This is a genomic window from Streptomyces sp. NBC_00829 (genome assembly GCF_045161795.1).
Lineage (GTDB): Bacteria > Actinomycetota > Actinomycetes > Streptomycetales > Streptomycetaceae > Streptomyces.
Window position 1 is genome coordinate 467,678 of sequence record NZ_CP108867.1, and the last position, 24,090, is coordinate 491,767.

Annotated in this window: 26 protein-coding genes; 8 read left to right on the plus strand and 18 right to left on the minus strand. The window is 69.2% G+C overall.

Translation table 11 applies throughout. The annotated features are described in order from the left end of the window. Nucleotides 1-19 precede the first annotated feature (19 nt). Both OG293_RS01905 and OG293_RS01910 read left to right on the plus strand, forming a co-directional pair. Nucleotides 20-1,279, plus strand: coding sequence for an ATP-grasp domain-containing protein (locus tag OG293_RS01905; protein ID WP_405996979.1), 1,260 nt, complete (start codon nucleotides 20-22; stop codon nucleotides 1,277-1,279). A 43-nt stretch (nucleotides 1,280-1,322) separates the two neighbouring features. Continuing rightward, nucleotides 1,323-2,600: an MFS transporter gene (locus OG293_RS01910; RefSeq protein WP_405996980.1), complete on the plus strand. Its 1,278-nt coding sequence runs from the start codon at nucleotides 1,323-1,325 to the stop codon at nucleotides 2,598-2,600. Between the two features lie 136 nt (nucleotides 2,601-2,736). On the opposite strand, the gene OG293_RS01915 is transcribed toward OG293_RS01910, so the two are convergent. The 4 genes from OG293_RS01915 to OG293_RS01930 form a co-directional block, all read right to left on the minus strand. Continuing rightward, nucleotides 2,737-2,907, minus strand: coding sequence for a hydrophobic protein (locus OG293_RS01915; RefSeq protein ID WP_405996981.1), 171 nt, complete (start codon nucleotides 2,905-2,907; stop codon nucleotides 2,737-2,739). A gap of 155 nt (nucleotides 2,908-3,062) precedes the next feature. Further along, a complete protein-coding gene (locus tag OG293_RS01920; protein ID WP_405996982.1) occupies nucleotides 3,063-3,986 on the minus strand; it encodes an anti-sigma factor RsbA family regulatory protein in 924 nt (307 codons plus the stop codon). After that, on the minus strand, nucleotides 3,983-4,339 hold the full coding sequence (locus OG293_RS01925) for an STAS domain-containing protein (protein ID WP_405996983.1): 357 nt from the start codon (nucleotides 4,337-4,339) through the stop codon (nucleotides 3,983-3,985). The genes OG293_RS01920 and OG293_RS01925 overlap by 4 nt, the downstream gene beginning before the upstream one ends. 325 nt (nucleotides 4,340-4,664) lie before the next feature. Continuing rightward, nucleotides 4,665-5,048 (minus strand): hypothetical protein, encoded by a 384-nt coding sequence (locus tag OG293_RS01930; protein ID WP_405996984.1) that lies wholly within the window; start codon nucleotides 5,046-5,048, stop codon nucleotides 4,665-4,667. Nucleotides 5,049-5,186: 138 nt separating this feature from the next. Here OG293_RS01930 and OG293_RS01935 point away from each other — a divergent pair, with 138 nt between their 5' ends. From OG293_RS01935 to OG293_RS01945, 3 genes are all read left to right on the plus strand, one after another. Continuing rightward, nucleotides 5,187-5,333, plus strand: coding sequence for a hypothetical protein (locus OG293_RS01935; RefSeq protein WP_405996985.1), 147 nt, complete (start codon nucleotides 5,187-5,189; stop codon nucleotides 5,331-5,333). Nucleotides 5,334-5,461: 128 nt separating this feature from the next. Continuing rightward, nucleotides 5,462-6,472: a permease gene (locus OG293_RS01940; protein WP_405996986.1), complete on the plus strand. Its 1,011-nt coding sequence runs from the start codon at nucleotides 5,462-5,464 to the stop codon at nucleotides 6,470-6,472. Beyond that, on the plus strand, nucleotides 6,469-7,212 hold the full coding sequence (locus tag OG293_RS01945; protein WP_405996987.1) for a TIGR03943 family putative permease subunit: 744 nt from the start codon (nucleotides 6,469-6,471) through the stop codon (nucleotides 7,210-7,212). Before OG293_RS01940 ends, OG293_RS01945 begins: the two co-directional genes overlap by 4 nt. Before the next feature lie 84 nt (nucleotides 7,213-7,296). Here OG293_RS01945 and OG293_RS01950 read toward each other — a convergent pair whose 3' ends face one another. The 3 genes from OG293_RS01950 to OG293_RS01960 all read right to left on the minus strand — a co-directional run bounded on the left by OG293_RS01950 (nucleotide 7,297) and on the right by OG293_RS01960 (nucleotide 9,763). Continuing rightward, the gene (locus OG293_RS01950; protein WP_405996988.1) at nucleotides 7,297-7,929 is read right to left on the minus strand and encodes a hypothetical protein; all 633 of its coding nucleotides are present in this window, start codon (nucleotides 7,927-7,929) and stop codon (nucleotides 7,297-7,299) included. A 110-nt stretch (nucleotides 7,930-8,039) separates the two neighbouring features. Further along, nucleotides 8,040-8,858, minus strand: a complete 819-nt coding sequence (locus OG293_RS01955) for a RimK family alpha-L-glutamate ligase (protein WP_405996989.1) — start codon at nucleotides 8,856-8,858, stop codon at nucleotides 8,040-8,042. After that, a complete protein-coding gene (locus tag OG293_RS01960; protein ID WP_405996990.1) occupies nucleotides 8,855-9,763 on the minus strand; it encodes a RimK family alpha-L-glutamate ligase in 909 nt (302 codons plus the stop codon). The genes OG293_RS01955 and OG293_RS01960 overlap by 4 nt, the downstream gene beginning before the upstream one ends. A 253-nt stretch (nucleotides 9,764-10,016) precedes the next feature. Between OG293_RS01960 and OG293_RS01965 the strand changes: the two genes are divergently transcribed. Together OG293_RS01965 and OG293_RS01970 are read left to right on the plus strand one after the other, a co-directional pair. After that, a complete protein-coding gene (locus OG293_RS01965; RefSeq protein ID WP_405996991.1) occupies nucleotides 10,017-10,430 on the plus strand; it encodes a VOC family protein in 414 nt (137 codons plus the stop codon). A gap of 280 nt (nucleotides 10,431-10,710) precedes the next feature. Then, complete coding sequence (locus OG293_RS01970) at nucleotides 10,711-11,106, plus strand: hypothetical protein (RefSeq protein ID WP_405996992.1); 396 nt, start codon at nucleotides 10,711-10,713, stop codon at nucleotides 11,104-11,106. Between the two features lie 501 nt (nucleotides 11,107-11,607). Here OG293_RS01970 and lexA read toward each other — a convergent pair. From lexA to OG293_RS02005, 7 genes are all read right to left on the minus strand, one after another. After that, the gene (gene lexA, locus OG293_RS01975; RefSeq protein ID WP_405996993.1) at nucleotides 11,608-12,291 is read right to left on the minus strand and encodes a transcriptional repressor LexA; all 684 of its coding nucleotides are present in this window, start codon (nucleotides 12,289-12,291) and stop codon (nucleotides 11,608-11,610) included. 267 nt (nucleotides 12,292-12,558) lie between these two features. After that, nucleotides 12,559-13,008 carry a hypothetical protein gene (locus tag OG293_RS01980; RefSeq protein ID WP_405996994.1) on the minus strand — a complete coding sequence of 150 codons (450 nt, stop codon included), beginning with the start codon at nucleotides 13,006-13,008 and terminating at the stop codon, nucleotides 12,559-12,561. Next, on the minus strand, nucleotides 13,005-13,922 hold the full coding sequence (locus OG293_RS01985) for an NAD-dependent epimerase/dehydratase family protein (RefSeq protein WP_405996995.1): 918 nt from the start codon (nucleotides 13,920-13,922) through the stop codon (nucleotides 13,005-13,007). Before OG293_RS01985 ends, OG293_RS01980 begins: the two co-directional genes overlap by 4 nt. Next, nucleotides 13,919-14,785: a hypothetical protein gene (locus OG293_RS01990; RefSeq protein ID WP_405996996.1), complete on the minus strand. Its 867-nt coding sequence runs from the start codon at nucleotides 14,783-14,785 to the stop codon at nucleotides 13,919-13,921. The genes OG293_RS01985 and OG293_RS01990 overlap by 4 nt, the downstream gene beginning before the upstream one ends. Next, complete coding sequence (locus OG293_RS01995) at nucleotides 14,782-17,388, minus strand: PEP/pyruvate-binding domain-containing protein (RefSeq protein ID WP_405996997.1); 2,607 nt, start codon at nucleotides 17,386-17,388, stop codon at nucleotides 14,782-14,784. Before OG293_RS01995 ends, OG293_RS01990 begins: the two co-directional genes overlap by 4 nt. Nucleotides 17,389-17,392: 4 nt before the next feature. Continuing rightward, nucleotides 17,393-18,016, minus strand: coding sequence for a methyltransferase family protein (locus OG293_RS02000; RefSeq protein WP_405996998.1), 624 nt, complete (start codon nucleotides 18,014-18,016; stop codon nucleotides 17,393-17,395). Continuing rightward, nucleotides 18,013-18,900 (minus strand): AfsA-related hotdog domain-containing protein, encoded by an 888-nt coding sequence (locus tag OG293_RS02005; protein ID WP_405996999.1) that lies wholly within the window; start codon nucleotides 18,898-18,900, stop codon nucleotides 18,013-18,015. Before OG293_RS02005 ends, OG293_RS02000 begins: the two co-directional genes overlap by 4 nt. A gap of 557 nt (nucleotides 18,901-19,457) precedes the next feature. Between OG293_RS02005 and OG293_RS02010 the strand changes: the two genes are divergently transcribed. After that, nucleotides 19,458-19,601: a hypothetical protein gene (locus OG293_RS02010; protein WP_405997000.1), complete on the plus strand. Its 144-nt coding sequence runs from the start codon at nucleotides 19,458-19,460 to the stop codon at nucleotides 19,599-19,601. A 31-nt stretch (nucleotides 19,602-19,632) separates the two neighbouring features. Here the strand turns inward: OG293_RS02010 and OG293_RS02015 are convergent, their stop codons facing one another. Genes OG293_RS02015 through OG293_RS02030 form a run of 4 tightly spaced genes read right to left on the minus strand, consistent with a single transcriptional unit; the run spans nucleotide 19,633 to nucleotide 24,008 of the window. Continuing rightward, nucleotides 19,633-20,652: a 3-oxoacyl-ACP synthase III family protein gene (locus tag OG293_RS02015; protein WP_405997001.1), complete on the minus strand. Its 1,020-nt coding sequence runs from the start codon at nucleotides 20,650-20,652 to the stop codon at nucleotides 19,633-19,635. Then, the gene (locus OG293_RS02020) at nucleotides 20,649-21,302 is read right to left on the minus strand and encodes an SRPBCC family protein (protein WP_405997002.1); all 654 of its coding nucleotides are present in this window, start codon (nucleotides 21,300-21,302) and stop codon (nucleotides 20,649-20,651) included. Before OG293_RS02020 ends, OG293_RS02015 begins: the two co-directional genes overlap by 4 nt. Next, nucleotides 21,274-22,995: a thiamine pyrophosphate-binding protein gene (locus OG293_RS02025; RefSeq protein WP_405997003.1), complete on the minus strand. Its 1,722-nt coding sequence runs from the start codon at nucleotides 22,993-22,995 to the stop codon at nucleotides 21,274-21,276. Before OG293_RS02025 ends, OG293_RS02020 begins: the two co-directional genes overlap by 29 nt. Then, on the minus strand, nucleotides 22,992-24,008 hold the full coding sequence (locus OG293_RS02030) for a GlxA family transcriptional regulator (protein WP_405997004.1): 1,017 nt from the start codon (nucleotides 24,006-24,008) through the stop codon (nucleotides 22,992-22,994). Before OG293_RS02030 ends, OG293_RS02025 begins: the two co-directional genes overlap by 4 nt. Nucleotides 24,009-24,090: the final 82 nt, after the last annotated feature.

Consider the following 24,090-nt stretch of genomic DNA (forward strand, 5'->3'; position numbering starts at 1 on the left):
CAACGGAGACACCGGCCGCATGAGCATCCTCGTACTCCACAAGAAGAATCTGAGCCGCCGCCGTCATCTGGCCCGCGCAAAGCAGTACGCCGAGCAGCACGGCGAGCGGCTGCTCCTCGTGATGAAGGACCCGGACTGGGAGGCGGACTACGTCGACCGGGTCGTGATCGCCGACACCAGCAGCATCGACGAAACGCTCAGTGCCGTCAGGAAACTCGCAGACGACGAGAGCGAGCCCTTCAGCGCCGTCGTCACCTTCGCCGAGGCGCCGGTGCCGTCCGTGGCGAGGGTCGCCGCGGAGTTCGGGCTGCCGTCGGTCAGCGAGCGTGCCGCCCGCCTGGCGCGCGACAAGTGGGTCATGCGTGAGGCGTTCGCGGCGGGCGACGTGCCGCAGCCGCGCTACGGCATCGCCCACACCCTCGACGAGGCGCGGGACATCGCCCGCCGCACCGGCTTTCCCCTCGTGATGAAACCTGTCCTCGGCACAGGCAGCATGTTTGTGCGCAGCGTCGAGAACGAGGAAGAACTCGCCGAGCACTTCGAGTTCTTCCTCAAGGGTGCCTGGGAGCAGTTCGCCTACGACCCGTTGCACCAGACCGCTCAGAGGGAGTACGAAGGGGGGCTGTTGCTGGAGGAGTTCGTGCCCGGCGCCGAGATCTGTGTGGAGTCGCTCGTCCACAACGGCATCACGCACACTCTCGCCATCCACGACAAGCCGCTGCCCACCGGACCCACGTTCGAGGAGGTCTACGCGTGCACGCCCACCCGGCTGCCCAAGGCCGTCGTGGACGCGGTCGAGGAGGCGACCCGGGCTGTGCACCGCGCGCTGGGCATCACCACCGGCGCCACCCATGTGGAGTTCCGGCTGCGCGGCGACGCCGAGCCGGTCGTCCTGGAAGCAGCGGCCCGCATGGGCGGCGGTCCCATCTACCGGTCGGTGCTGCTGTCCACCGGTGTCGACATGGTCGAAGCCGTCCTTGACCTGGCGCGCGGACTCGCCCCCCGTGTCGAACCCAGGGCGAAGGCCACACCGGTCGGCTTCTGGAACATCTTCGCCGAGCGGGCCGGCGTCTTCACCGGAGCCGCCGGACTCGACGAGGTACGCGCCGACCCGCGCGTCGACGAGGTCGAGATCTACAAGTCGCCCGGCGACCACCTCCTCGTCCCTCCGCAGACCTTCCAAGGGCACGGTCACCTCATCTTCACCGTGGACGACGAGAACGAACTCGACCCGGCCTTCCGTGAGATGACGGCAACCCTGCGGCTGGAGGCCGGGTGAGCGTCACGGGCCCCCGTCCGCGCGGATTACAACAGGGGGACGGATGACCACGTCGAAGAACGTGCCGGACGCGGCTGCGGGGGACATCGGCTCCCCCGCATCGCCGCTGCACAACCATGACTTCCGCATGCTGTTCGCCGCGGCGGTCGTCAGCAAGATCGGCACGCACATCGGGTACATCGCCCTGCCTTTGGTCGCCATCGAGACGCTGGATGCCTCACCCGGGCAGGTCGGTCTGCTGGGCATGCTCAGCACGGTCGCCTTCCTGGTGATCGGGCTGCCCGCCGGCGCCTGGGTCGACCGGATGCGGCACCGCCGGATCATGATCGTGTCCGACCTGGTCCGGACCGTACTCCTGGGCTCCGTACCGGTCGCCGGGTGGCTCGGAGCCATCACCATGGAGCAGCTGTACCTCGTCGTGCTGCTGACAGGATGCGCCACCGTCTTCTTCGACGTGGCCGCTCAGAGCTGCCTTCCCGACCTGGTCGGCCGCGAGCAGCTCATCCAGGCGAACTCCCAGCTGAACAGCTGGGACGCGGCTCTGACCGTCGGCGGTCGCGGCGGCGGCGGTTTCCTGGTGCAGGCGCTGACCCCGCCGGCGGCGGTGCTCACCAACGCCGTCGGCTTCCTGGCGTCCGCGCTCTTCCTCCTGCGGATACGCAAACCGGAGCAGAAACCGTCCCGGGAGGCGCGGAAGAGTCTGGCGGCGGAGGTGGGCGAAGGCGTCCGGTTCGTCCTGCGACACCCGCTGCTGCGCCCCATCGCACTCGCGGGTGCGCTCACCAATCTCTTCGTGTTCACCATCACCACCGTGATCCCGGTCGTCTTCCGCAGCGAACTCGGCCTGCCCGTATGGAGCATCGGACTGTTCATCTCGGTCGGCGGTATCGGCGCCTTCCTCGGCTCGTTCACCGCGCGGCGGGTGGGTGACCGGCTGGGAGCCGGAAGGGCCCTGTGGATCCTTGGCCTGGCCAGCAGTCCCTTCGCCCTCGCGGTGGGGCTCGTACAACGCGACGTATGGCTGTGGGTCGCGGCTGCCCTCTGCTGGCTGCTCGTGACGATCCGCATCGGCGTCAACAATGTGCTGCTGGTGAGCTTCCGGCAGCAGGTGACTCCGGACGAGCTGCTCGGCAGGATGAACGCCACGATGCGCTTCCTGCTGACCGGTGCGCTTGCCGTGGGCGCCGGACTGGCGGCAGTGGTCGGTGAGTACGCCTCGCCGCGTGCCGCGCTGTGGGCGGGGGCGGCCGGCCTGGCCGTCGCCTGGCTGCCGCTCTTCTTCTCCCCGCTTCGTACGATGCGCCGCCTGCCCACGGCCTGAAACCCGCGGCGGGTCGGGCCTCCCCCCAGGTGGCCGCGCCCGCTCATCGGCGTCCTGGGGTGTGCTCCTACGCTCAGCGCCAGGCGGCCCCGGACTGGGATGTCCGGGGCCGCCTGGCGTACGTGAGGTGGTGCTGCTACCAGCGGTACCAGCGACCACGGCTCCCTCCGGTTCCTGCGGAGCGCATGACGAAGCCGAGGAGCCATACGGCGAGCACGACCACTGCCACGATCCACAGTGCTTTCAGCGCGAATCCGGCGCCGAAGAGAAGCAGGGCCAGCAGAAGAACGAGAAGCAGGGGAACCATAGCTATCAACCTCCGGGGCTTCGGGTGCCCTGGAGTTCGTCCTCCATGCGCGCCTTCTTTTTTGTTTCGCATTTCGCCCTGAGGGCATAAGGGTGGCCTGCACACAGCGCTTTGTGAGGGTCTCGGGTCCCGTTCGGCTCCCGGTCAGCTTCCGGTCAGCTCCCGAGATGAAAACGGATTGCGGTGCCTTCCTCGCCGGTATGGACGCGAACCAGATCAGCGAGATAGTTGACCATCAGGAGTCCCCGTCCGCCCAATTGGTCACGCTGGGGCGGCCGACGGCCCGCCAGCGGGTCACTCAGGTGCCCCGCGTCTCTCACTTCGCACAGAATCTGGCCGCCCTCGCCCCAGACCCACATGGTGCCTGATCCGCCGCCGTGCACCACGCTGTTGGTGGTCAGCTCGGCGACCGCCAGCGCGAAGTCGTCCAGACGCGCACCCGACAGGCCGAGGCCCTTGGCCCGCGCGACCGCGAAGTCCCGGGCGTCGGGCAGGCGCTCGGCTTCGAAGGCGAACGCCGCAGCCCGCAACGGGCGGGCCAGCGGCTGGTTGTGCGCGGCGAGGGCATGGCCGGGGTCGTAGCTGTGGCTGAGCGCCTCACGCCCTTCATCGAGAACAACGGGGTGCGTGGTGTACGCGTCGGCGAGCACCGCCGCGTCGAGTCGCGCGGCGTCGTACGGGCACACGATGGTGACTCTCCGGCCGCTGAAGGCTGCGTTGATCAGCGCCTCATGCTGAACGCAGGCGGGGTACTCGGCCGGGGTACGGCCGGGCCAGATCGGCTCACCGATGATCCGCACCGGCCGGTTGGAACGCGTATCGGCAAAGCCCCGCAGCACTTTGGGAATGATCCGCCCCGGATTGCGCCCGGCTTCGGTCATGTCGATGAACGTCACTGCTTCGGCGCTGCCCTTCAGCTCCGCGCGCAGCAGGTCGAGGTTGCCGCCGGGGACTGCCACCGCCACCGGCTCGTCCGCAGCGAGTCCCTCCCGGATGAACGGCACGGTCCCGGCCAGATACTCCTCGCTCCCCCGGTAGAACAGCGCCGGGTGGACGAACGGCTCAGCCGTGTGCGTCACGTCGTGACCTCGATCGCCGCCAGGTCGGGCCAGAAGGTGTCCAGAGCGCGCCGCAGCGCGGGCGGCGGTCCGTTGAGGAACATGCGCCGTCCGGTGCCCAGCCGCTGGGCCGTGACGGCTACGGAGGACGCGCCCGCGACGTCGACAAACGTCACCGCGGACAGATCCAGGTGTACGTCACCGCCCTCGCATACCAAGTCCGCGAGCGCCTGCTCCCACACCGTACGCGTGGTCAGTGTGATCTCTCCCGCCGCGGCCACTCCGGCCCTGTCCGCGAGGGGAGAGAGCTCCAGTACGGCCGTCCTGTGCTGACACGCCGCTGCCGACGGGCCCACGCCGTGTGAGGCATCCACACTCCCACCTCCGCAGTTTCGGCGACGTCCCACCCTAGCCGACGCTGGTTGTGGGAACACGCCCCCTGCGAGTCACAGGCAGGGCGACGAGATCGTGCAGAACAAGGTGTTCGGCCCGGTCATCACCGCCTGGTCCTCACGGACGAGGACCAGGCGGTGACGTGGGCGAACGGATGGGCCTCCCGGCGCTCCGCGAGAGTCACGACCCTCCGAACCGCCCAGAGGCCCTGCCGCCACGCGCCGGCGAACCCGGGACCACACGATCACGGCCTGTGTCGATCCCTGGTCAATGACCGGCAGGAATACGGCCTCTCACTCGCCGCGACTATTCCTTGAAGGTTGTGGTGTGGCAGATGTTCCCGGGGCCGTTCCAGCAGATCACCATCTTGTAGGTCCACGGATGGGTGATCTCGCGCTTCATATAGCCGCAGCCCGCGTCGCCACCGTCGGTGACGGTGCCCATGAGCGCCCACACGCCCTGGTCTATGTACAGGCGGCCGGTGACACCGTGCGCATCGACTCTTGTGTCGCAGATCTTGAAGGTGTCCGGATCATCGTCGAGGTGCACCATGTAGCCGAGCGAGTGTCCGTCTATGTCACTCAAGTAGTTGTACGTGTCGTCGGCACTCGCGATGCCGGCTCCACCAAAGACCAACGCGATCGATGCAAGTGCCACCGTAACCATGCGGGACGCACGCCTCTTGAGCATAACCGTGCTCCTTCCACTCTCAGTGCGATCAGTTGACGACAAAAAGTAACACTAGGCCGTCAAGTCGCTGCCGATCAAGGGGAGTTGACCTCCATACCCGGATGCGCCTGACGAGTTTCCCTGCGACAGTCACACACCATGCCCCTTGATGACCTTGTTCTCCGGCGCACACAGGACACAGACGCGGCCGACGCGGGCGGATGTGTGGCTGCGCGGCGCGATGAGGAGCGGGAGCCCGATGTGCGCTACGTGTGGCAGCCTGGGCTCCTCGGCGGCATGAGCTGATTGATCACTGCTCTGTCGAGTTGCTCATGTACCTGCCCTACGGGATGAGCAGCTCCGCCTGGACCGGCGTACTGAAGGTGGAGAGAATCCGACCTACGACGCCGCTCCCTGCCGGAGGTACTCGCCCCGTGACCACCACCAAGGCACCCCCGCCCCGGGTCGGCAAGCCCGACGCGGACGAGCCGCAGGGCTGGCAGTTCAACTCGCCTCTCGTCCTGACTGTGGCGCTGTGCCTCGTGGTCGCGGTTCAGGGGCCGATCCGCCGGGCTGTGTCCGCACCGGTGATGCAGAGCTGGACGACCGTGTTCGTGGCCGTGTTCGTACAGGCCCTGCCCTTTCTCGTCCTCGGTGTGCTGCTGTCGGCGGTCATCGCCGTGTTCGTTCCGCCGTCGTTCTTCGCCCGCGCGCTGCCGAGAGCGCCCGCCCTGGCCGTGCCGACAGCGGCGATGGCAGGGGTTGTCCTCCCGGGTTGCGAGTGCGCCTCCGTACCCGTGGCAGGGGCGCTGGTACGGAGGGGCGTCACGCCCGCGGCGGCGTTGGCGTTCCTGCTGTCCGCCCCGGCGATCAACCCGATCGTGCTGACTGCCACCGCCGTCGCGTTTCCCCGCGACCCGCAGATGGTCATCGCCCGGTTCGTGGCGAGTCTGCTCGCGGCGTGCGCGATGGGCTGGTTGTGGCAGCGGCTGGGCCGCACGAACTGGCTTCGTCCGCCGGCCCATCCGTCGTTCGACGGACTCGGCAAGGGGGCGGCGTTCTGGGGGTCCGTACGGCACGATGTGATGCACGCCGGCGGCTTCCTCGTCGTCGGCGCGATGGCCGCAGCCACCCTCAAGACGGTCGTACCGGCAGGCTGGCTGCACACCGCGGCCGGTATCCCCGTGGTGTCGGTCCTCACCCTGGCGGTCCTCGCCGTGCTGTTGTCGATCTGCTCGGAGGCCGACGCGTTCGTGGCCGCTTCCCTGTCGCAGTTCTCACTCACCGCCCGGCTGGCCTTCCTCGTCGTCGGACCGATGATCGACCTGAAACTGTTCGCCATGCAGACCGCCACGTTCGGCCGCGGGTTCGCGCTGCGGTTCGCGCCCGTCACCTTCGCGCTGGCCGTCCTGATGTCGGCCGGGGTCGGGGCGGTCCTGCTGTGAACCGGCAGGCACAGGCAGTCGTGCTGTTCCTCGTGGGAGGGGCGGTGTTGCGCGCGGGCTGCACCGACCTCTATCTGCGCTACGTCAAGGCCGGACTGCGGCCTTTCCTGCTCGGGGCCGGCATCGTCCTGATCGCCACGGCCATGGCCACCGTCTGGTACGAGCTGCGACGACCGCGCCCGCCCCGGGAGGAGCGACCCGAGCAGCATGAACACGACGACGGGCGGGGTCACTCCCACCGCGAGCCCCGTATCTCCTGGTTGCTCGTGCTCCCCCTCCTGGCGCTGATCCTGGTCGCCCCGCCCGCACCGGGCTCCTACAGCGCCATGCGCACCGGCACCGCGCTTCAGCCGCCCTGGGGGTTTCCCACTCTCCCTGCCGGCAACCCGCTCAAGCTCGCCGTGCTCGACTACGCGGGACGCGCCGCCTACGACCACGGACGCTCTCTCGGCGACCGGCAGGTCAGGATCACCGGCTTCATCACCCTGGGACCCGGAGGCACTCCCTATCTCGCCCGCATGACCCTCAACTGCTGTGCCGCCGATGCCCAGCCCGTAAAGATCGGACTGTCGGGGCGGACTCCCACCACACTGCGACCCGACACCTGGGTCGAGGTCACCGGCACCTACACCACCCGACAGGCCAAGGACCCCGTCAACGACGGCGTCATCCCCTTCATCAGCGTCACCCGCGTCAGAGCGGTCCCGGCCCCCCGCGAGCAGTACGAGAACTCACGTTGAGGTCCACCTCGGCGGGGTCCCGGGCGGAAGTCGCCGCCCGGGTCCGCGTCGGGCGATGCGAGTGCCGCGGCGGCAACGCCAGGCTCAGGCCGTGACTCCCACCGCTTCCTGCCCGGCCTGAGGCGCGGTGTTCACGGAGGTCTCCTTGACGGCCGTGTAGTACACCGTGCTGCCCTGCTTGGCACGCTCGACCCGAGAGCGGGCCACCAGACGCTCGGTGGACGTACGCACCATGTTGTCGCTGACGCTCCGGTCCGGGTGGGCTCCGACGAGCGCCTTCGCGATCTCGGCGGCGGTGCGCGGCTCCGACTGCACGCTCAGGTGGTGAACGATCAGCTCGGTGAGGGCGGGCTCCTTGTCCGCCTGCTTCACCGCGGGTGCTGCCGCCTTCTTGGCCGCGCCCTTCGGTTCATCCTTGTTCGCGGGCGCCTTCTTCGCGGGCGCCTTCTTCGCAGCAGCCTGCTTGACCGTTGCCTTCGCCTCGCCCGTGGTCTTCTCGGCGGTCCGCCGTGGTGCGGGGAGCCCGGCGGCCGGATCGCCCAGGGCTGTGCTCATGCTCTGCAGCAGTTCCCGGTCCCTCTCCAGTGTCGCGAGCTGCTCCCGGAGCACCTCGAGCTCCCCACAGATGCGCTCCTGCTCGCCGCGGTTGTGTTCCAGGTCCGCGGTGACCTTGGCGGCGTATTCAGTCTTGAGGTTGGTGGTCTCCAGCTCGGGCACGACAACTCCTCTTGGTACGGCTGTTGATCACTGGATGTTACTCACCCGCAACACCGAACGCAGGCGCGTGGGAAGCGCGTTGCGTGCCCACCTCGCCACCTCAGACCTCATCACCCCTCGATCGGCGGGCCGTTGACCCGGTGCCGTATCAGCGCTGCCAGGGCTTGCGGAGCGTCGGGCTGGCCCCGGACGCCCGGAAACGCGTTGATGTCCACGATGAGGGGAGTGCCGTCGCCGAGGTCGACGATGTCGACGCCGTAGACGTCCAGTGCGAAGACCTCGCCGACCCGGCGTACCGCGGCCTGCCAGTCGGACGGCAGGGAGTCAGGGGCGAGAAACCGCGCAGGGCCGCGCCCTTGCGGGGCGAGTTCGGAGCGACGGAGGGCGGCAAACATCCGGTCCCCGATCACCCACAGTTTGTAGTCCCATCCGCTGTTCGGCGCGAACTCCTGGGCCACCACCGGCTCCTCGGGCCAGGCGGAGGCAAGTTCGCGCAGCTCGTGGGCGCTCTCGACGCGTGCGACGAGATCACGCCGACGGCTGTGGCGGCTCTTGACCACCAAGGGCCGATGAACCGCGGCACCGCCGCCGTGACGGGAGGCCAGCTGAGCGAGCGTGGCAAAGGTGCGGGTGGCCGCGAAGGGCAGGCCTGCCTGAAGGGCGCGCCCAGCCATGGCCGTGCGGTCCTGGAGAAGTGCGGTCGCGGCGGCGGAGTTCATCACTCGGGCTCCGCGTTCCTCAAGGCCGCGGGCGATTGCCAGAGCGCGTGGTGTGCGCGCTTTGAGGAGGTAGATGTCGGCGATGGATTCGCTCTCGCCTTCCGACGCGCTCGGGTCCCATGTCTCCATCCTCGCCTCGTCGTTCAGCAGGGCGGCGGTGGACGACAACAAGGGATGGTGGGGGTCGGAGGTGATGAGTCCCACTCTCACGCGCGCTCGCCCGTCGTCGCGGAGAACACGATGGGCGCAGCGCCGTGCCATTCCGGCGTCGGTACGTTTGATTTCGCTACCGGGCCCGGGGCCCTGTCCACGGCGGCCAGACCAAGGACGGCGCGTGCCACTTTCGCCGGCGCGTCCGGGACCTGGCGGAAACTCGGAAAGTCGTTCACATCGACCACGACGGGGCCGTACGGGCCGAGCACGATGTCGACGCCGTACAGATCGAGGCCGTGTACGTCGCCGACATGGGCGGCTATGGCGGCGACCTCGGCCGAGAGCGGCACGCGGCGCTCCGGCACCGAAGGATCCGGGTGGAGAGGCGAGCGGCGCTCGGTTGCGAACAGTTCCTCGCCGACGCAATACACCTTGATATCGGTACCCGAGTTGTTCACGTACGGCTGCGCGACAAGTACGCCTTCGCCTTTCAGTTCAGGGAGCACCGCCGCGAGGCAATCGGGCGTCCTGACCAGACGAACCGCTCGCCCCCCGCTCCCGTCTGCGGGCTTGACCACCAGGGGGTAGTCGGACGCCGGTATCTCCAGCAGAAGCTCCGGGAGGGCCACGGCATAGGTCGGCGGTACCGGAAGCCCACGGCTGAGGCCGATCACAGCGGCCATCACCTTGTCGCGTACGCCTCGTATCGACCGAGCGTCATTGACCGTTGTCATGCCGGCCGATGCCGCGGCTTCGAGCAGTGTGAGGCCGGGGCCGCCGGATACCGTCTTGAGCACCCAGGCATCGTGACGGCCCTCACGGACGGCCTCACTCATACGGAGCAGGGAGCCTCCGGGCCGCAGCACGTCGATGTGGTGTCCCCAGGACCTGAGCTGACGTATCACGTCGTTCGGCATGCCGTCGTGGCGGTAGTGCTCCTCGACCAGGAAGCAAAGCCTCATCGACTCCCTCGCAATTTCCAGAAGTTCGCCGATAGGCGGCGAGTTTGTGAACGCCTCAGGATGTCACGGTGCCTGGTGTGGCGATCTTCTGGGCTCCTGCCTCCATGCCGGAAAGCCAGGAGGTCGGGCCCGCTCCCCCGCCGCCCGCCTGACGGATGAACCATTCGGCTGACACGCAGTGGCCATGGGCCCGCGTCGGTCTGCCGCGAGCTACCCTGCGTCTGATCCCACACGTCACAAAGAGGAGAACCTCATGCCATCTCGCCTGAATCCGTACATGAGCTTCGCCGGGAACGCCCGGCAGGCGATGGAGTTCTACAAGGGCGTCTTCGGGGGCACGCTGACCACGAACTCCTTCGGGGAGTTCGGGACGAAGGAGCCCGAGCTCGCGGACAAGATCATGCACAGCATGCTTGAGACGCCCGCCGGTTTCACCCTGATGGGCGCCGACACCCCGCCCGGGATGGAGTTCAACCCCGGGAGCAACGTGTCGGTGAGCCTGAGCGGGGATGACGCCGACGAGCTGCGCGGGTACTGGGAGAAGCTGACTCAGAGCGCCACGGTCTCCGTACCGATGGAGAAGCAGATGTGGGGCGATGTCTTCGGCATGTGCACGGACAACTTCGGCATCACGTGGATGGTCAACATCACCCAGAGTCAGAGCTGACCGTCCACTCGGCCCCCTTCAGGTCACCCACCGGCGCACGGTCCCGGGGCGGGAGAGGCGAGGTGCCGTGTCCCGGCCGCTATCCGACTGCGGGGCGGCGGGCACGGGGCATAATCTGCGGGTGGAGAACGAGCACGTGGTGCATCTCGCCGGCCGAGGCGGTCAACGCCCGGACCCGGCACGCCGGTTACCGGCCTATGGGGCGTCCTGGCCCAGGTGGCGGGGCGATGAACCTCTCATTGCCCCCAACGGTCAGTCGTATCTTCTCGCGGCCCTGCGGATGACCGTCGCCTCCGGCAGGTACTGGCAGCGCCACCGGCTGGTCGAGAACGAGCAGCTCCACATCCGGCTCGCCCCGCTGCTGGGCACTCTGCCCCTGAGCCATTCGTTCCTTCAGGAGCCGCACGGTGGACGGCCGTGCCGCTTCCACGACCCGTCACTCTCCGTCTGGCAGGACACGGACCCCGAGCACTGGCCCAACACCCTCTACCGTCGGCTCGCAGCGGAGGACGGACCGCGCCCGGGCCTCGGCGAAGTCACCGTCGCTCTGCGCCTCGAAACGCGCTCCGGGTACACCCACGAGGAGCAGCGGATCGTCAGCGAGTGCAACCTACGCGCCGACGGCCGCCTGCTGATGGCTCAACTCCCCCACCAGCGGCTTCCCGACAGCCCGTAGTCGGGCACGTGACGTTCCCGCGTCGTCGTGGGCTCGCTCATCTTTCGAGGGACCCCGCCCGGAATCCGGTTTCGGGAAGGTCCCGGCGCGCGTCGGCGTGACTGATTCGGCCGGCCATCGTTGCACAGAGCGGTCAGCGAAGTGCACCGCCGGGGTCCCGGACCGTCACGGTCCGGGACCTCGCGCATGTGCAGGCCTCGCGGCAAGGTGTCGTCGCGAAAAGGAACACGACCACGCCCAGCCCCGTCGCCCCGAGCGCGACGAGCGCGACGGGAACGGTCGAGCCCATCCCGGTACCTGCGAGGTCACCCGAGACGGCGGCCGTGGGGACCCGTACCGTAGGGCGTCGTGTTCCGCTGCCACCTCCTCGGAGGCAAGGGTACGAGGCTCGATCACGGGCGGTGGTACCTGCTCTGCGCCCGCGGGCAGGGAGTGCCACCGTCCGGCGCGAACGTCCACGACGTGTGCGTCAGCAACTCCCTCAGCCACCTCGTCCGACATTCAGAAGCGTCGAAGCAACGCCACTACTTTGCCCAGGATCTGCGCCGCGTTGCCCGGGATCGGCTGGTACGCCCGGTTCTCCGGCATCAGCCACACCTGCCCGGCCTCCCGGCGGAGCCGTTTCACCGTCGCCTCCCCGTCGAGGAGCGCAGCGACGATGTCACCGTGATCGGCCGACTGCTGGCGTCGGACGGTGACGATGTCACCGTCACGGATCGAAGCATCGATCATGCTGTCCCCTACCACGGTCAGCGCGAACAGCTCGCCCTCTCCGACCAGTTGCCGGGGCAGCGCGAACACGTCCTCGACGGCTTCCTCGGCGAGGATCGGGATGCCGGCGGCGATACGGCCCAGCAGCGGCACCTGCGCCGTCGACGCGTGTGCGCGTGCGGGCGCTGTTGCGTCCTGATCGGCCCAGGGCTTGCGGACACGGTAGGCCCGAGGCGTGTGCGGATCCCGGTAGATGAATCCCTTGCGCTCCAGCGTCATCAGCTGGTGCGCGACCGAGGACGTGCTTTTGAGCTTGACGGCCGCGCCGATCTCCCGCATCGACGGCGGATATCCCCTGCGGGAGACCGCTTCCTCGATGAAGGCGACGATGGCCGACTGCCGTCCGGTCAGTCCGTCGGCGCCGACCCGTACACCCGGCGGACGCCCCGGCCCTGCCGACTCGGCTGTATCCATGTGGCCCACCCCTGACTTCGATCTTCCTCGCCATGGACAGTAACCCGCCACCTGGCGCAAAGGAAACTGCACGGGCTGCTTCATCTCTCCCCGGCGGCCCGTCGTACGCGGATACGGCCCGGCTCCGCCCCTCTCCTCCTCATGGTGCCCGTCATCCTCCGGGCGCGCGGTCGGCTGCGGCGCGCGGGGGTCCTGCGTCCAGCGCGCGGGAGGGACGTGACTCCCGGTCCGACGCCGGCCCGAGGCTCCCGCCTCCGGCCTCCCCACCTAGGTGCGGCGCAGCACTCGTCCCGCGCCGGCCGCGACCGTGGTCGCGAGGAGCCAGCCGGTACCGACCAGTTCGACGGCAGCCCATTGCAGGGCACCACCTGGCGCGTAGGAGCGTTCCTGGCCCAGGTCCACGAGGGGCAGGAGCAGGTCCAGGGTGTAGATGGCGGGCTGGAAGTGCGGCGCCTTGCCGTCCCCCACCGTCGTCGGGGGCCAGGCGGTGAACAGCGCTGTGCCCAGGGTCAGCAGACCCAGCAGGAGCAACACCGCGCGCAAGGGGCGGTAGCCGTAGCCGACCGTCGCGTCCTGGAGGAGACTCCACAGCCGGGCCGGGGGCTTCAGCGAGGGGCGCATGCCGCGGTGCTTGGCGACGAGTACGGTCCGCGCGTCGGCGTCCCGGCCCTGGCGCCCGCAGGTGGCGGCGAGTGCCCGGCACCGCGCCTGGCTCACGGCTGTTGCGGGTGTCTGAGGTGATGCCGGTACCAGGAGGCAGCGGCGGCGAAGCGTTCCGGGAAGGAGCCCGGGGTGAGTCCGGTCAGCCGCCAGAGGCGGGTCGCGTCGTAGAAGTGGTCGAACGCCACCAAGCGTAGACGGCGCGCGAGGTCCGGCGCGTCGGAGAGGAAGGCCAGCGCCTCGTCGAAGCCGATGTCCGCGGTGGGCTCGGGCACGCCGAGGTGGGTCACCAGCGCGCCGGTCAGCTCGGCGACGGTGACGGGCTCGGGGTGCGCGGCGTGATGGACGCGGCCCTCGCCGCCCGGAGTGGTGGCGAGGACGGCGATGGCCTCTGCCAGGTCGGCCACGTCGATGAGCGAGATCCGCGCGGTGCCCCGGTTGACGCTCACGGGCAGTTGGGTGAACGCCCGGGCCAGTGACGGTACGAACCAGCGGTCACCGGGGCCGTAGACGAACATCGGTCGCAGCACGCTCCCGCCCGCGGCCCGTACGGCGTGCTCGGCGGCGAGCCGGGACCGACTGAGTGCGGAGGCGGGTGACGGAAGCAATTCGTCCTCGGCCGGGCCCCGGTGGGGTGCGTCACCGTAGACCGCCGCCGTGCTCAGATGGATGATCCGCCCGACGCCCGCCCTCCGTGCCTGCGCCAGCAGCGCTCGGGTTCCCCGGACGTTCACGGCCTCACACATGTCCTCGTCCTCTCCGATGTAGGAAGCGAGATGCACAAGGGTGTCGGCCCCGTCGCAGATCCCGGCCAGCGAGGCGGTGTCGGTGAGGTCGGCGGACACGGTCTGGGCGGCGGTGGTGGCGGGCGGGCGGAGGTGGACGGCGGCGCGTACGTCGGCTCCGCGCCGGACCAGGGCGGAGAGCGCCGCGCCGCCGACGAAGCCGCTCGCGCCCATGAGCAGGATCATGATGCTCCGGCCTGGACGGTCAGGGTCAGGTAGGTGGCGACCACGAAGCCCGTCGCCAGCGGCACCGGCCAGCCGGTGACGCTGCGGCGACGGAAGCGCCACCAGCCGACCGCCGGGAAGGCGAGCGTGGCGGCGACGAGCGGGAGCAGGGCCGGATGCCCGTGGAACAGTGCCAGGGACAGGCCGATCGCGGCCAGCGCGCACCCGGCCGCGAGGCGCGCGCTCGGCAGCGGTCCGAGCGAGCCGGAGTAGAGACGTTCCCCGGGCGCGGCCTGCCACGAGGTCTTTCTGGCGAACTCGAAGTGCAGGAAGACACAGACGAAGACCATGAGCAGCGGCACGGCCCGTATGCCGATCGCGCCGCCGGCGGACACGTAGACGTACACGCTGAGCAGCAACTGGACCGGGTAGGTGACGGCGAGGTTGAGGAAGAGTCCTTCCCGTATCGCGCCCGACCGGCGCTCCAGTGCCATCAGCAGCACCGCATAGGCCAGGTCGGCGAGCAGGATGGTGAGCGCCGCCGCAGACCGGGAGAGATTGAGCCCTGTCAGCGCCACGACGATTCCCGCCATGGCGATCCGCAGCTCGGGGACACTGATCTCGCCGCGCACCAGAGGCCGGTCCGGGTGATGTTCACGGTCGTACTCCAAGTCCTTCTGCTCGTCCACGACCCGCAGGTAGAGGAGCGCGAGCAGGACGCTCGTCACTCGCACCGCCGTCCCCGTGCCCGGTTGCCAGGACCGGTCGGCGAGGAGCGCCGTCGAGCCTTCCAGGGCGAGCACCCACAGCAGAGCGTAGGTGACATAGATCTGGGGCTTGAACATGACGTGTGTGAACCGGGCGAGCCTGCCCAGAGTCCTCATGAGGTCTCCTGAACAACCGTGACCCGGCCGGACGTTCCGTCCATTTCGATCAGGGCGCCGTCGGGGATGGCCGTGGTCGCCGCGGGCAGGGCGACGATCGTGGGGATCGCGAACTTTCGGCCGGTGATGGCGGTGTGGGAGAGCAGGGTGCCGCGCTCCACGACGATCCCCCTCGCCCGGAGCATGAGGAAGAGCCAGCCCGGGTCGGTCTCGCGGGCGACGAGGATCGTCCCCGGCTCGATGGGCTCCCGCGGGTCGAGCACCACCCGGGCACGGCCGCGGACGATTCCGGCGCTGGAGCCGAGCCCGCGCAGTTCCCCTTCGTCCGCCGGAAGGCTGTCCGGGCCGGCCGGGCGGGTACGGCGCACCGGACCGAGAGTCGTGAAACGCATCGGCAGTTCCGGGCCGGGCCGCTCGAACTCCGCCCGCCGGGCGTCGGCGAGGCTCTGCAGTCCCTCGCACGTGCCGGTGCCCTCGAACCATCCGAGGAGTTCGTCCTCGGTGAGGTGCACGACTTCGCCCGGATCGCGCAGGACGCCGTCGGCGGCCAGGTCGGCACCGAGGTGGTGGAAGATTTCCTTGGCCAGTCCGAACAGCTCGCTTCTGCAGTAGCGGGAGTTCTCCCGGTGGCCGACGCAGCGTCGGAGCCGGGCGAGTACCGCCCGGATCAGTCGCAGGCGTGGCGATCGGGGGCCGAGCGTTGCTTCGAGCCGCCGCTCAGCGGCGTCGCGGACGGCGAGCTCGCGGGCGATCAAAGTCTCGGCGTCCAGGTCGGCGCGTGCGTACTGGGAGGTGAGTTCGAGCAGGGTCCAGGGGGACTGCCGCAGGTTGGGCTGCTCCATCTTGAGTTCTTCAAGACCTCGGTCCCCGTGACGGAGGACATGGTCCGTGAAGGCGTCCGCGATGTCCGCCCCGAACTCACCGCGACGGACTGCGTCCCACACCTGCTCGGACGGCATACGGTCGAGCGCGCCCAGGAGATCGGGGCAGTCCCGCAGCCGCTCGGCCAGCCGGACCGTGGCGATCACGACGGCGACGCTACGGTTCTCCTCCTCGCCGCACAGCAGGTCGTTGAGCGGCACCTCGGGTGCCCACCGCTCCAGCAGGTTCCGCGCCAGTGTGGCGTAGGTGCTGAGAACCGAGTCGTTGATCAGCGTCACGCCCCACTGGTCTCCGGCCTCGCGCCACACCGCGCGAAGGTCCTGGATCCGGGCCAGCGGGTCGACCCGGCTCCAGTCACGGCCGCGCCGGGTGGCCATGACGGACTCCCACCACGCCTCGAAGTCCCGCATCGTGCTGTCGTGGACGAGGAACCGGTAGGCCACCTTGGTCAGTGGTCCGGCCAGACGGAGCGGTCCTGGCCGTGGTTCCGGCGGCCCGGGGTCGAGGCCCATCATCTTTTCCCAGGACGCCTGGAACAGCGGGAAGACCGTGAGCCTGCTGTGCAGGTGGTACCACGCGTCGAGCCGGTAGTAGATACGGCCGTTGTGCCGGCCGATCATCCGCTCCAGCCGGTCCCGGTCGCCGTGCAGCGTACGGGCGTCGACGCCGAGGCGCCGGTAGAGGTCGTAGAAGATGGTCCGGTAGAAGCGCTGGGCGACGGAGTACGTCAGGGCGGTCGTCACCCCCGGAAAGCTCTCGGTGATATTGGCGTTGCTCCACTGCGCGCGCAGGGTCGGGTCGATCGCGACCGGGCGGGCCTGCACGAGATGCAGGCGTCCGTCGGCGGTGAAGGTGCCTTCGATGTCCTGGGGACCGCCGAACAGTTCCTCGACCTCGGTGCCGATCGCTGCCAGTTGCCGCACCTCCGCGTCGGTGAGGACGGGGGCATCGCGCCGTTCGGCGGGGACCGGCAGCAGTACGGGGCCGTCCGCGGGCCGTTGGGGGTCGAGGCCGAGCAGCTCCGGCTTGGCGACCGTGCGGCGCTCCACGGTGTCGTGGCGGAGAAAGTAGTGGTCGACACCGACCCGTTCCCGGACGACGCCCTCGCCGATACCGAGGCCGGCGGCGACGGCGGGAGTCCGGTCGCCGGTGCGGGGATCCTGTGTGAAGAGTACGAACGACCGCTCGCCCAGGACCATTTCCTGGATACCGACGGCAATCTCCGTCCGCAGGGGGTCAAGGCCCTGGACGTGGCGGTAGAGGAGCGACTGGGCGGTGAAGCCGGAGGCCCAGCAGCGACGCACCGTAGAAAGCACCGCATCGCGGGAGACGTACAGGAAGCTCTCGCTCATCCCGGCGTGGGGGTCCTCGGCGGAGTCCTCTCCGTCCAGGGCGCACGCGCGCACGGCTACCAGCGCGTCGGGGCCGAAATGGCGATCGCAGGCGCTCGCGATCTCCGCCGCCAGTCCCTCGGCAAGGGGCACGGTCTGGAAGAGTTCGCCGATACGCGCGGAGCAGTCCTCGATGCTTCCTGGATCGCTGTAGTCGGCCTTTCCCAGTTCGCGCCCGATCCCGGCCAGCAGGGGTCGGGCGACGTGACGGAAGGCCTCGGCGGGCAGACAGAACAGCGGAGGAACGGGAAGTCCGGCCGCCCTCATCCGGTGCAGTCGGGCGAACTTCGGCCCGACCTGGTCGGGATCGTCTCTCTCGGTGGTCCACATCGGGTCACCACACCGCCGGAATCAGCCGTTTGCGGCAGTGCGCGTAGGCGGGGTATCCGCGCAGCGACATGAGCGTCCGCTCTTCCACCCGGATGCGGTGCACGACAGCCGGGATCAGGAGGCCCGCCGTCGCGGCGGCGCTGATCGGGTTGAGGAAGACCACGGTGAAGCCGATGTGCGCGATGACCATGCCGCAGTACGCGGGATGGCGGATCATCCGGTACGGCCCGCTCTGCACGATCCGATGGTCGGCCAGGGTGCGTACCTTGTGCGAGTAGAAGCGGCCCAATTGGCGCACTGCGGTGAGACGGAGGACGACACCCGCGACGAACACGGCCAGCGCCGCGCTCCGCACGATCGACCAGCCGGGCCATACCGGCGGCAGGAACAACGCGGTGGCCACCACGAGCCCTCGGGCCGTTCCGTACAGCGGCATGCTGCGCCGGTCTTCCCCGCCGGTCTCGCCGGGACTCCCACGGAAGGTGATCCGTAACTCCAGCAGCATCCACACCAGATAGAGCGCTACCACCGCGCGCTGTGCCCCCTGGTATCGCCAGAGGCCGTAGCCGATGGCGGTCGTGCCTGCGAGGAACAGCAGCGGCGGGAACCTGCTCTCGAGCCTCTTCATCGGTTCGTCCCCCGAATCCGCTGGTACACCTCTGCGGAGACGACGGTGCCGGTGACCTGAGCCGTGCCGACGGGCCGACGGCCCGCCTCGATCGTGAAGTCCATCCGGCCTGTGCCGCGTCCGCGGTGCCGGGGCAGCCCTGTTGAGCGGAGCACCACCGGTTCGTGGCGCGAGATCGGTCGCTCCAGTTCCAGTTCGATGGTCTTGACGATGAACTGCCGGCCCAGAACGACCTCTCGCGCCTCATGGGCCAGCAGAATCCCGAACTGCCGGATGCCCTCGATCACTTCGCCGAATGCCCGGACCCGCGGGCTGCGGCGCCGGAAGTAGTGGCCCGGCACCGGCGTGAGCAGGTCGACCCGATGGCCGCCGGAGGCCCGGGCTTCGTACCCGCCGATCAGCACGTTCTGCGTGTGGGCGCGGTGGACCAGCCCGGCCGGCACGGGCTCGGAGGCCCGGACGGGGGCGAGGGCCCGTACTTTGGCCGGAGCGGACGGCGCGGTGGCGGCGCGCCGTTGGAGTTCCCCGGCGCCGATGATGTTCTCGTCCTGTCTGAATTCGACGTTCCACAAGCCCGCTCTCCGCTCCGCGGCCCAGAGCCGGACCACAGGCTCCGGGGACAGCTCGCAGAATTGGCCGAAGCGCAGGGCCACCCGGCTGATACCCGCGCGCCAGGGGCTTGCGGCTCCGTCCATGGCCTGGTCGGCAAGCCGGAGTGCGGCCTCGGTCAGCATCACCGCAGGCACATGGTCGAGCGGATGGTCGAAGAAGAAGAGATCCTCTTGATTCACCGCGATCCTGGCCTCCCAGATCAGGCGGCAGTGGTACTCAAGGCTGCCGAAGACCTCGGAGAGGTCTGGTGTGTGAGTTGCCGGAACGGTCATGGGTCGCATGCATCCCTTCGTTCTGGTCTTCGCCATGAGGCATCGCCGAACAGGACACCCCTGGCACCCGTACGCCACCTCCTCGTGGCGCGCCGGATGTCCGGCCTGTGATGTGGATGGCGCCCGCTCTCGCGGAACAGCGGTGTTCCATGGAGGCGTTGTGCGAGCCTTCGGCGCCGAAAGTGCAGCGGTCGGCGGCCACCAGCACACGCACGCACGGGTCTCCACGGTCTCCGGCCTGCGGTCGAACTGATGCGTCAGGGGCCCCTGGCATCGGCTGGAGGTCGTCCCCCCGATCGCCTTGCGACGCATCATTGCGACATGGCTGCTCCCTCACGGGACCAGCAAGTAACCAATGAGTAACCTAGTGCCACCATTTGGGGGTGTCGAACACAATGATCGTGTGAGCTGGGTCACTCATGGCCGACGGCCCGCGGTCCGCTGTCACCGCACGGCGTCCGAAATCGCGGCACAGCGCCCAAGAGGACTGGACGTACCGGTGCTTCGGCAGGTGCCCCGCCGGGTCCAGGGCCGAGGTAGTGGAGGAACTGGCGAACATGCTGCCCGAGTTGCTCCCGGCCCGGCCCGGCGGCCTTCCAGGGCGGGACCTGAACGCAGTACCGGCCGCCGGGCAGCGTCTCGGGCTGCCCGGCGGCCGGCGGTGCGAGCCGTCCTGGTTCCTCGGCGAGCCCTCCGGCTAGCCGCTCTCGTACTACGCGGGTACGCGGAGGTTCATCGGCCGCCGCCGTTCCAGCGGACGGCCGCCGCTCCGGCGAAGTCTCCGGCGTGGGCAAATCCGCCGAGCATCACCAGGGCCCCGTCCTGGACTCGCCCCGAGCGAACAGCGTGGTCCAAGGTGATCGGCATCGCCGCTCCGAAGAGGTTGCCGCACCGGTCGAAGGTGTCCGGGTGCCGTTCCGGCGGCACCTTCAACGCGTCCCGCCAGTTGCGCAGAAACGTCCGGTTGGGCTGGTTGGTGACGAGTACATCGATATCGGTACACGTCTTGCCGAGCCGCGTGCACAGGTCGGTGACGACTTCGGGTACGAGACGGTTGCCGCGGTCGAGCACCTGCGCAACCCCGTCCTCGGAGAAACCGATCCGCAGTTGCCCCTCCCCCGGTTCCCAGTACTTGCGGCCGTCGTCACGCACCATGGTCATGTCGCCCGCGTACGCACCGATATGACGGGTCTCGACACCCAGCACCGGGGCCGCGGCCGATGTCGTGAGAAAGCCCACGCCGCAACCGTCACCCGGTATCGCCGCCTGGGCGAGCCTGCGCACCTTGGACTGGGTGAAGAGCCGGCCCGCCGCGCTCTGCGCGTTGCAGATCAGGGCGGTTCGGGCGTCGGTCGTGGTGAGGATCTGCCGGGCCAGGCGGAGCATATGGACGAATGACGCGCAGCCGCCGTTGGCCACGTCGACGAGCCACTCGGGGTTCAGCCCCAGTCGGCGCGCCACCTCCGTGCCCGCGCCGACGAACGGCACATCCGGAAGCTGGCTGTGCACCAGGAGGACGTCCACTCCGCGGATCTCGTCGTGGCCGTGACGCTCGATCAGTGGCTGAACGGCGCGTTCGACCATGTCCACATTGGTCTCGCCCGAGGCGACGTGGTGCCGTAACGGGGGCGCCTTGAACATCTGGCTGTCGCGAAGCCTGTTCTCCGCACCGGGGTGTCCGGTGAAGAATTGCGCCGGCACCGGATCGCCGGGCAGATAGCCGGCGACATCGGTGAGGCTGACGGTCGTCACCGCTTCACCGCCGCGGCGGGCGGCACACTGACCGGCAGGCCGCTCCGGTGGCGGTGTTCCAGGATCGCTTTGAGATTGTTCATCTCCACGGTGTGGCCCGCATAGAACAGATCCCAGTAGTCGCCGACCCATCGGCGGTCCGGGCTCGGGGCACGGTCGGGGTAGGGGTTGGTCTCGTAGTACGGGTGCCTGCAGTTGGTCCAGGTGATCACCGAACCCGGTCGGTCGAGCACCGAAGCTGCCGGGATCACCCGCATCAGGTAGATCATCCAGAGCTTGTCCCCCTGGTCCCACGCACAGTGGTAGTCGACCGTCATGGCTTCCGGATGGGCGACGACCCGGCAGTAGATGTCGGTTCCCGGCTCCAGCAGATCACGGCCGGCCCACAGTCCTGGTGTGCCGGTCGGCGTGAACTGCCTCAGACTGCAGGTCCATTCCTCCAGGTGGTGTCCCTGACGCAGGTAGTCGTAGACCAGCTCCGGTGGGCAGTCGACAAACGCTTCGATCGTGCAGTACTGCCCGTAGACCTGCTGGTGCGGGTAGGTCTCGCCGGTCATCTTTGTGCAGTGGGCGGCCAGTTGCTCCGGCGTGGTGTTCTCCACCCGGATCAGTCCGGGAACGTCAGCCAACGTGGACCGGTCGGTGCTCATGCGAGTCCTCCTCGAACGCGGGCGGCTCCTGGCCGGGTGCGGCCAGGAAGGGAAGGAACGGCGGTATCTCGCGCGGGTCGAAGTCCATGGCGACGAAGGCTGGCCCGGCACCGCAGTTGCTCCGCCGCAACGCCTGGCGCAGTTGGGCCGCGGACTCGGCCCTGGCCACGTCGAGGGCCGGGAACATGGCGGCCACCCCGCCCGCGATGTCCGAGGGCAGGAAGAGGTTGTCGCCGCGTACGCCGCCCTGGAAGAGGTCCTCGCGGGTCACGCACATCGCATGCGCATTGTTGTTGAGGATCACGAAGGTGACCGGGGCGGCGTACTCCACGGCGGTGTGGACCTCCATGCCGTGCATGAAGAACGCCCCGTCACCTGCGATGACATAGGTGCGACGCCCGGTGGTGAGCGCGGCGCCGATACCCGCGCCGAAGGTGTAACCCATGCCGCCCATGCCGACCGCCACGACGAACCGGCCGTGGCGCGGGGCGGGAAGCCGGTGGATGGCGCTGGCACCGGCGTTTCCCGCATCCACGAACACATGGGCGTCCGGTGGCAGTTCTGCCTCGACCGCGGCAAGCGCGTCGGCGTAGGACTCGGTGCCCGCCGCGGTCCTGGGAACCGGCAACTCGGTGAGCGCCTCGTGCCCCGGCAGATCGCGGGACCGGGGCGCCAGCCGGCCCGCCAGCGCGCGCAGCGCCTGGCGCAGACTGCCCTCGACTGCCGTGCCCTGCACGTAAGGGGGTTCGGGATCGACGCAGATCACGGGGGTGCCGGACAGCTCCGCCTCCAGCCCGGCGCGCGCCATGAGCGGAAAACGTGTCCCGACCAGCAGACACACGTCGGACTGCCGCAGGCACCGCCCGACACTGGGATGCCCCATGACCCCGGCGACTCCGACGAAACGGCGGTCCCGGTTGTCGAAGACGTCCTTGGAGTCCGGAGTGACCGCCACGCAGGCTTCGAGGCTCCGCACGACCACGGCCAGCTCCGTGCGAGCCTCCGCTGCCGCCACTCCCTCGCCCGCGATCACCAGGACATGGCCGGCGGCGTCCAGTACGCGCACCGCGCGGTCCAGGGCCGCAGCGTCCGGCAGTGCCACCAGCGGGGGTGGCGGAGCGGGGCGATTCACCGCCTCCACCGGGACGGTGACGAACGCCTCCTGCACGTCTTTGGGCAGCAGCAGTACCGCCGGTCCCTTGGGATCCGTCTGCGCGACCGCCACTGCACGCGCCAGCAGCTCCACGACCGAGTCCGGTTCGGTGACCCGGGCACAGAACCGTGAGACGGCCCGGAACACCTCGCGCGCGTCCAGGGAACCTGCCTTGCCGCTGGAGTCCTGGAACGATCCCTTGCCGTCGAGCACGCTCGGCGGCTGTCCCACCAGCGCCAGCACCGGAATCCGCGACGCGTACGCCTCCGCCAGCCCGGGCACCAGATTCATCGCTCCGCCGCCCGAGGTGGCCGCGACGACCCCGAGGCCCGCCGTGGCCCGGGAGTACCCGTCGGCCATGGTGACCGCGGAGAACTCGTGCTTCGCCACAACGGGACGGACCGCGCCTGCGGTGTTGTGGACGGCCTCGTAGAGGTCCTCGATGTTGGCGCCGCCGACACCGAAGACATGACTGACTCCCAGCCGGCCCAACTCCTCGGCCAGGTAGTCGACTACACGTAAGCCGCCGATGGACGTCATGCCGGGCTCGCCTCCACTCGGTCGGCTCCGACGATCAGGCCGGAGGGCGAAAGGACCTGGAAGCGATGCCGGTACTCGCTCGGGCTGAGGCCGACCGCTCGTCCGAACGACCGCAGGAACGTCTCGACGGCCGGGAAGCCGCAGCGCGGGGCGACCTGGCCGACAGCAAGGTCCGTCGTCTCCAACAGCATGCGGGCCCGGGCGATGCGCACCCGTGCCACGTACTGGCCCGGCGTCGCGCCCACCTCGCGCCGGAAGACCCGGGCGAAGTTGCGGGGACTCATATTGGCCCGCTCGGCCAGCCGGGGCACCGGCAGCGGGCCGTCCAGGTTGTCCAGAATCCACTCCTGCGCATCCCGGATCGGCGCACGCTCGGCCAGTTGGGCGTCGAGCATCGTGCTGAACTGGGACTGCCCACCGTGCCGTTTGAAGGTCAGGACGAGATAGCGGGCCATCTCCAGGGCATGGGCCGCACCGTGGTCCGCCTCGACCAGCGCCAGGGCCGTGTCGATTCCCGTGGACACGCCTGCCGACGTGACGTACGGGCCGTCCCAGACGAAGATGGGACCCGGGTCCACCGCCACATCCGGGTAACGGCGGGCCATGTCCTCGCAGTACGCCCAGTGCGTGGTGGCACGTCGGCCGTCGAGGAGGCCCGCCTCGGCCAACAGGAACGATCCTCCGCATACCGACACGACCCGCCGTGAGCGGCTCGCGGCCTGCCTGATCCAGGAGATCAGGGCCCGGTTCGCCAGGGCGTCCTTCAGTCCCCAGCCACCCGGGACGAGAAGGGTGTCGATGGGACCCTCGCCGGTGTTCAGCGGCGCCGCTTGGATCACCACCCCTGAGGAGGTCCGTACCCAGGGTGCGTCGGCCGAGACACACTCGATCCGATAGCCGTGGTCCGGTTCGGACAACAGCCGGTTCACTGTGTCGAACACTTCGATGGGCCCGGTGACATCGAGTGCCTGTGCGCCCGGGAAGACCACTGTCACAACACGTCGCTGCGTCACGATCACAGTCTGTATCCGCCTCAGGCGTGGCCGCAATGACAGCCTGTTGACGTTTACTGCCACTCCGCGGCGCAGACGCCGC

What these genes read in the sequence shown, in the direction of transcription:
- OG293_RS01905 (WP_405996979.1), top strand. Translation starts at nt 20, where the DNA reads ATGAGCATCCTCGTACTCCACAAGAAGAATCTGAGCCGCCGCCGTCAT.
- OG293_RS01910 (WP_405996980.1), top strand. Translation starts at nt 1,323, where the DNA reads ATGACCACGTCGAAGAACGTGCCGGACGCGGCTGCGGGGGACATCGGC.
- OG293_RS01915 (WP_405996981.1), bottom strand. Translation starts at nt 2,907, where the DNA reads ATGGTTCCCCTGCTTCTCGTTCTTCTGCTGGCCCTGCTTCTCTTCGGC.
- OG293_RS01930 (WP_405996984.1), bottom strand. Translation starts at nt 5,048, where the DNA reads ATGCTCAAGAGGCGTGCGTCCCGCATGGTTACGGTGGCACTTGCATCG.
- OG293_RS01935 (WP_405996985.1), top strand. Translation starts at nt 5,187, where the DNA reads ATGCCCCTTGATGACCTTGTTCTCCGGCGCACACAGGACACAGACGCG.
- OG293_RS01960 (WP_405996990.1), bottom strand. Translation starts at nt 9,763, where the DNA reads ATGAGGCTTTGCTTCCTGGTCGAGGAGCACTACCGCCACGACGGCATG.
- OG293_RS01965 (WP_405996991.1), top strand. Translation starts at nt 10,017, where the DNA reads ATGCCATCTCGCCTGAATCCGTACATGAGCTTCGCCGGGAACGCCCGG.
- OG293_RS01970 (WP_405996992.1), top strand. Translation starts at nt 10,711, where the DNA reads ATGACCGTCGCCTCCGGCAGGTACTGGCAGCGCCACCGGCTGGTCGAG.
- lexA (WP_405996993.1), bottom strand. Translation starts at nt 12,291, where the DNA reads ATGGATACAGCCGAGTCGGCAGGGCCGGGGCGTCCGCCGGGTGTACGG.
- OG293_RS01985 (WP_405996995.1), bottom strand. Translation starts at nt 13,922, where the DNA reads ATGATCCTGCTCATGGGCGCGAGCGGCTTCGTCGGCGGCGCGGCGCTC.
- OG293_RS01990 (WP_405996996.1), bottom strand. Translation starts at nt 14,785, where the DNA reads ATGAGGACTCTGGGCAGGCTCGCCCGGTTCACACACGTCATGTTCAAG.
- OG293_RS01995 (WP_405996997.1), bottom strand. Translation starts at nt 17,388, where the DNA reads ATGTGGACCACCGAGAGAGACGATCCCGACCAGGTCGGGCCGAAGTTC.
- OG293_RS02000 (WP_405996998.1), bottom strand. Translation starts at nt 18,016, where the DNA reads ATGAAGAGGCTCGAGAGCAGGTTCCCGCCGCTGCTGTTCCTCGCAGGC.
- OG293_RS02005 (WP_405996999.1), bottom strand. Translation starts at nt 18,900, where the DNA reads ATGACCGTTCCGGCAACTCACACACCAGACCTCTCCGAGGTCTTCGGC.
- OG293_RS02010 (WP_405997000.1), top strand. Translation starts at nt 19,458, where the DNA reads ATGCTGCCCGAGTTGCTCCCGGCCCGGCCCGGCGGCCTTCCAGGGCGG.
- OG293_RS02020 (WP_405997002.1), bottom strand. Translation starts at nt 21,302, where the DNA reads ATGAGCACCGACCGGTCCACGTTGGCTGACGTTCCCGGACTGATCCGG.
- OG293_RS02025 (WP_405997003.1), bottom strand. Translation starts at nt 22,995, where the DNA reads ATGACGTCCATCGGCGGCTTACGTGTAGTCGACTACCTGGCCGAGGAG.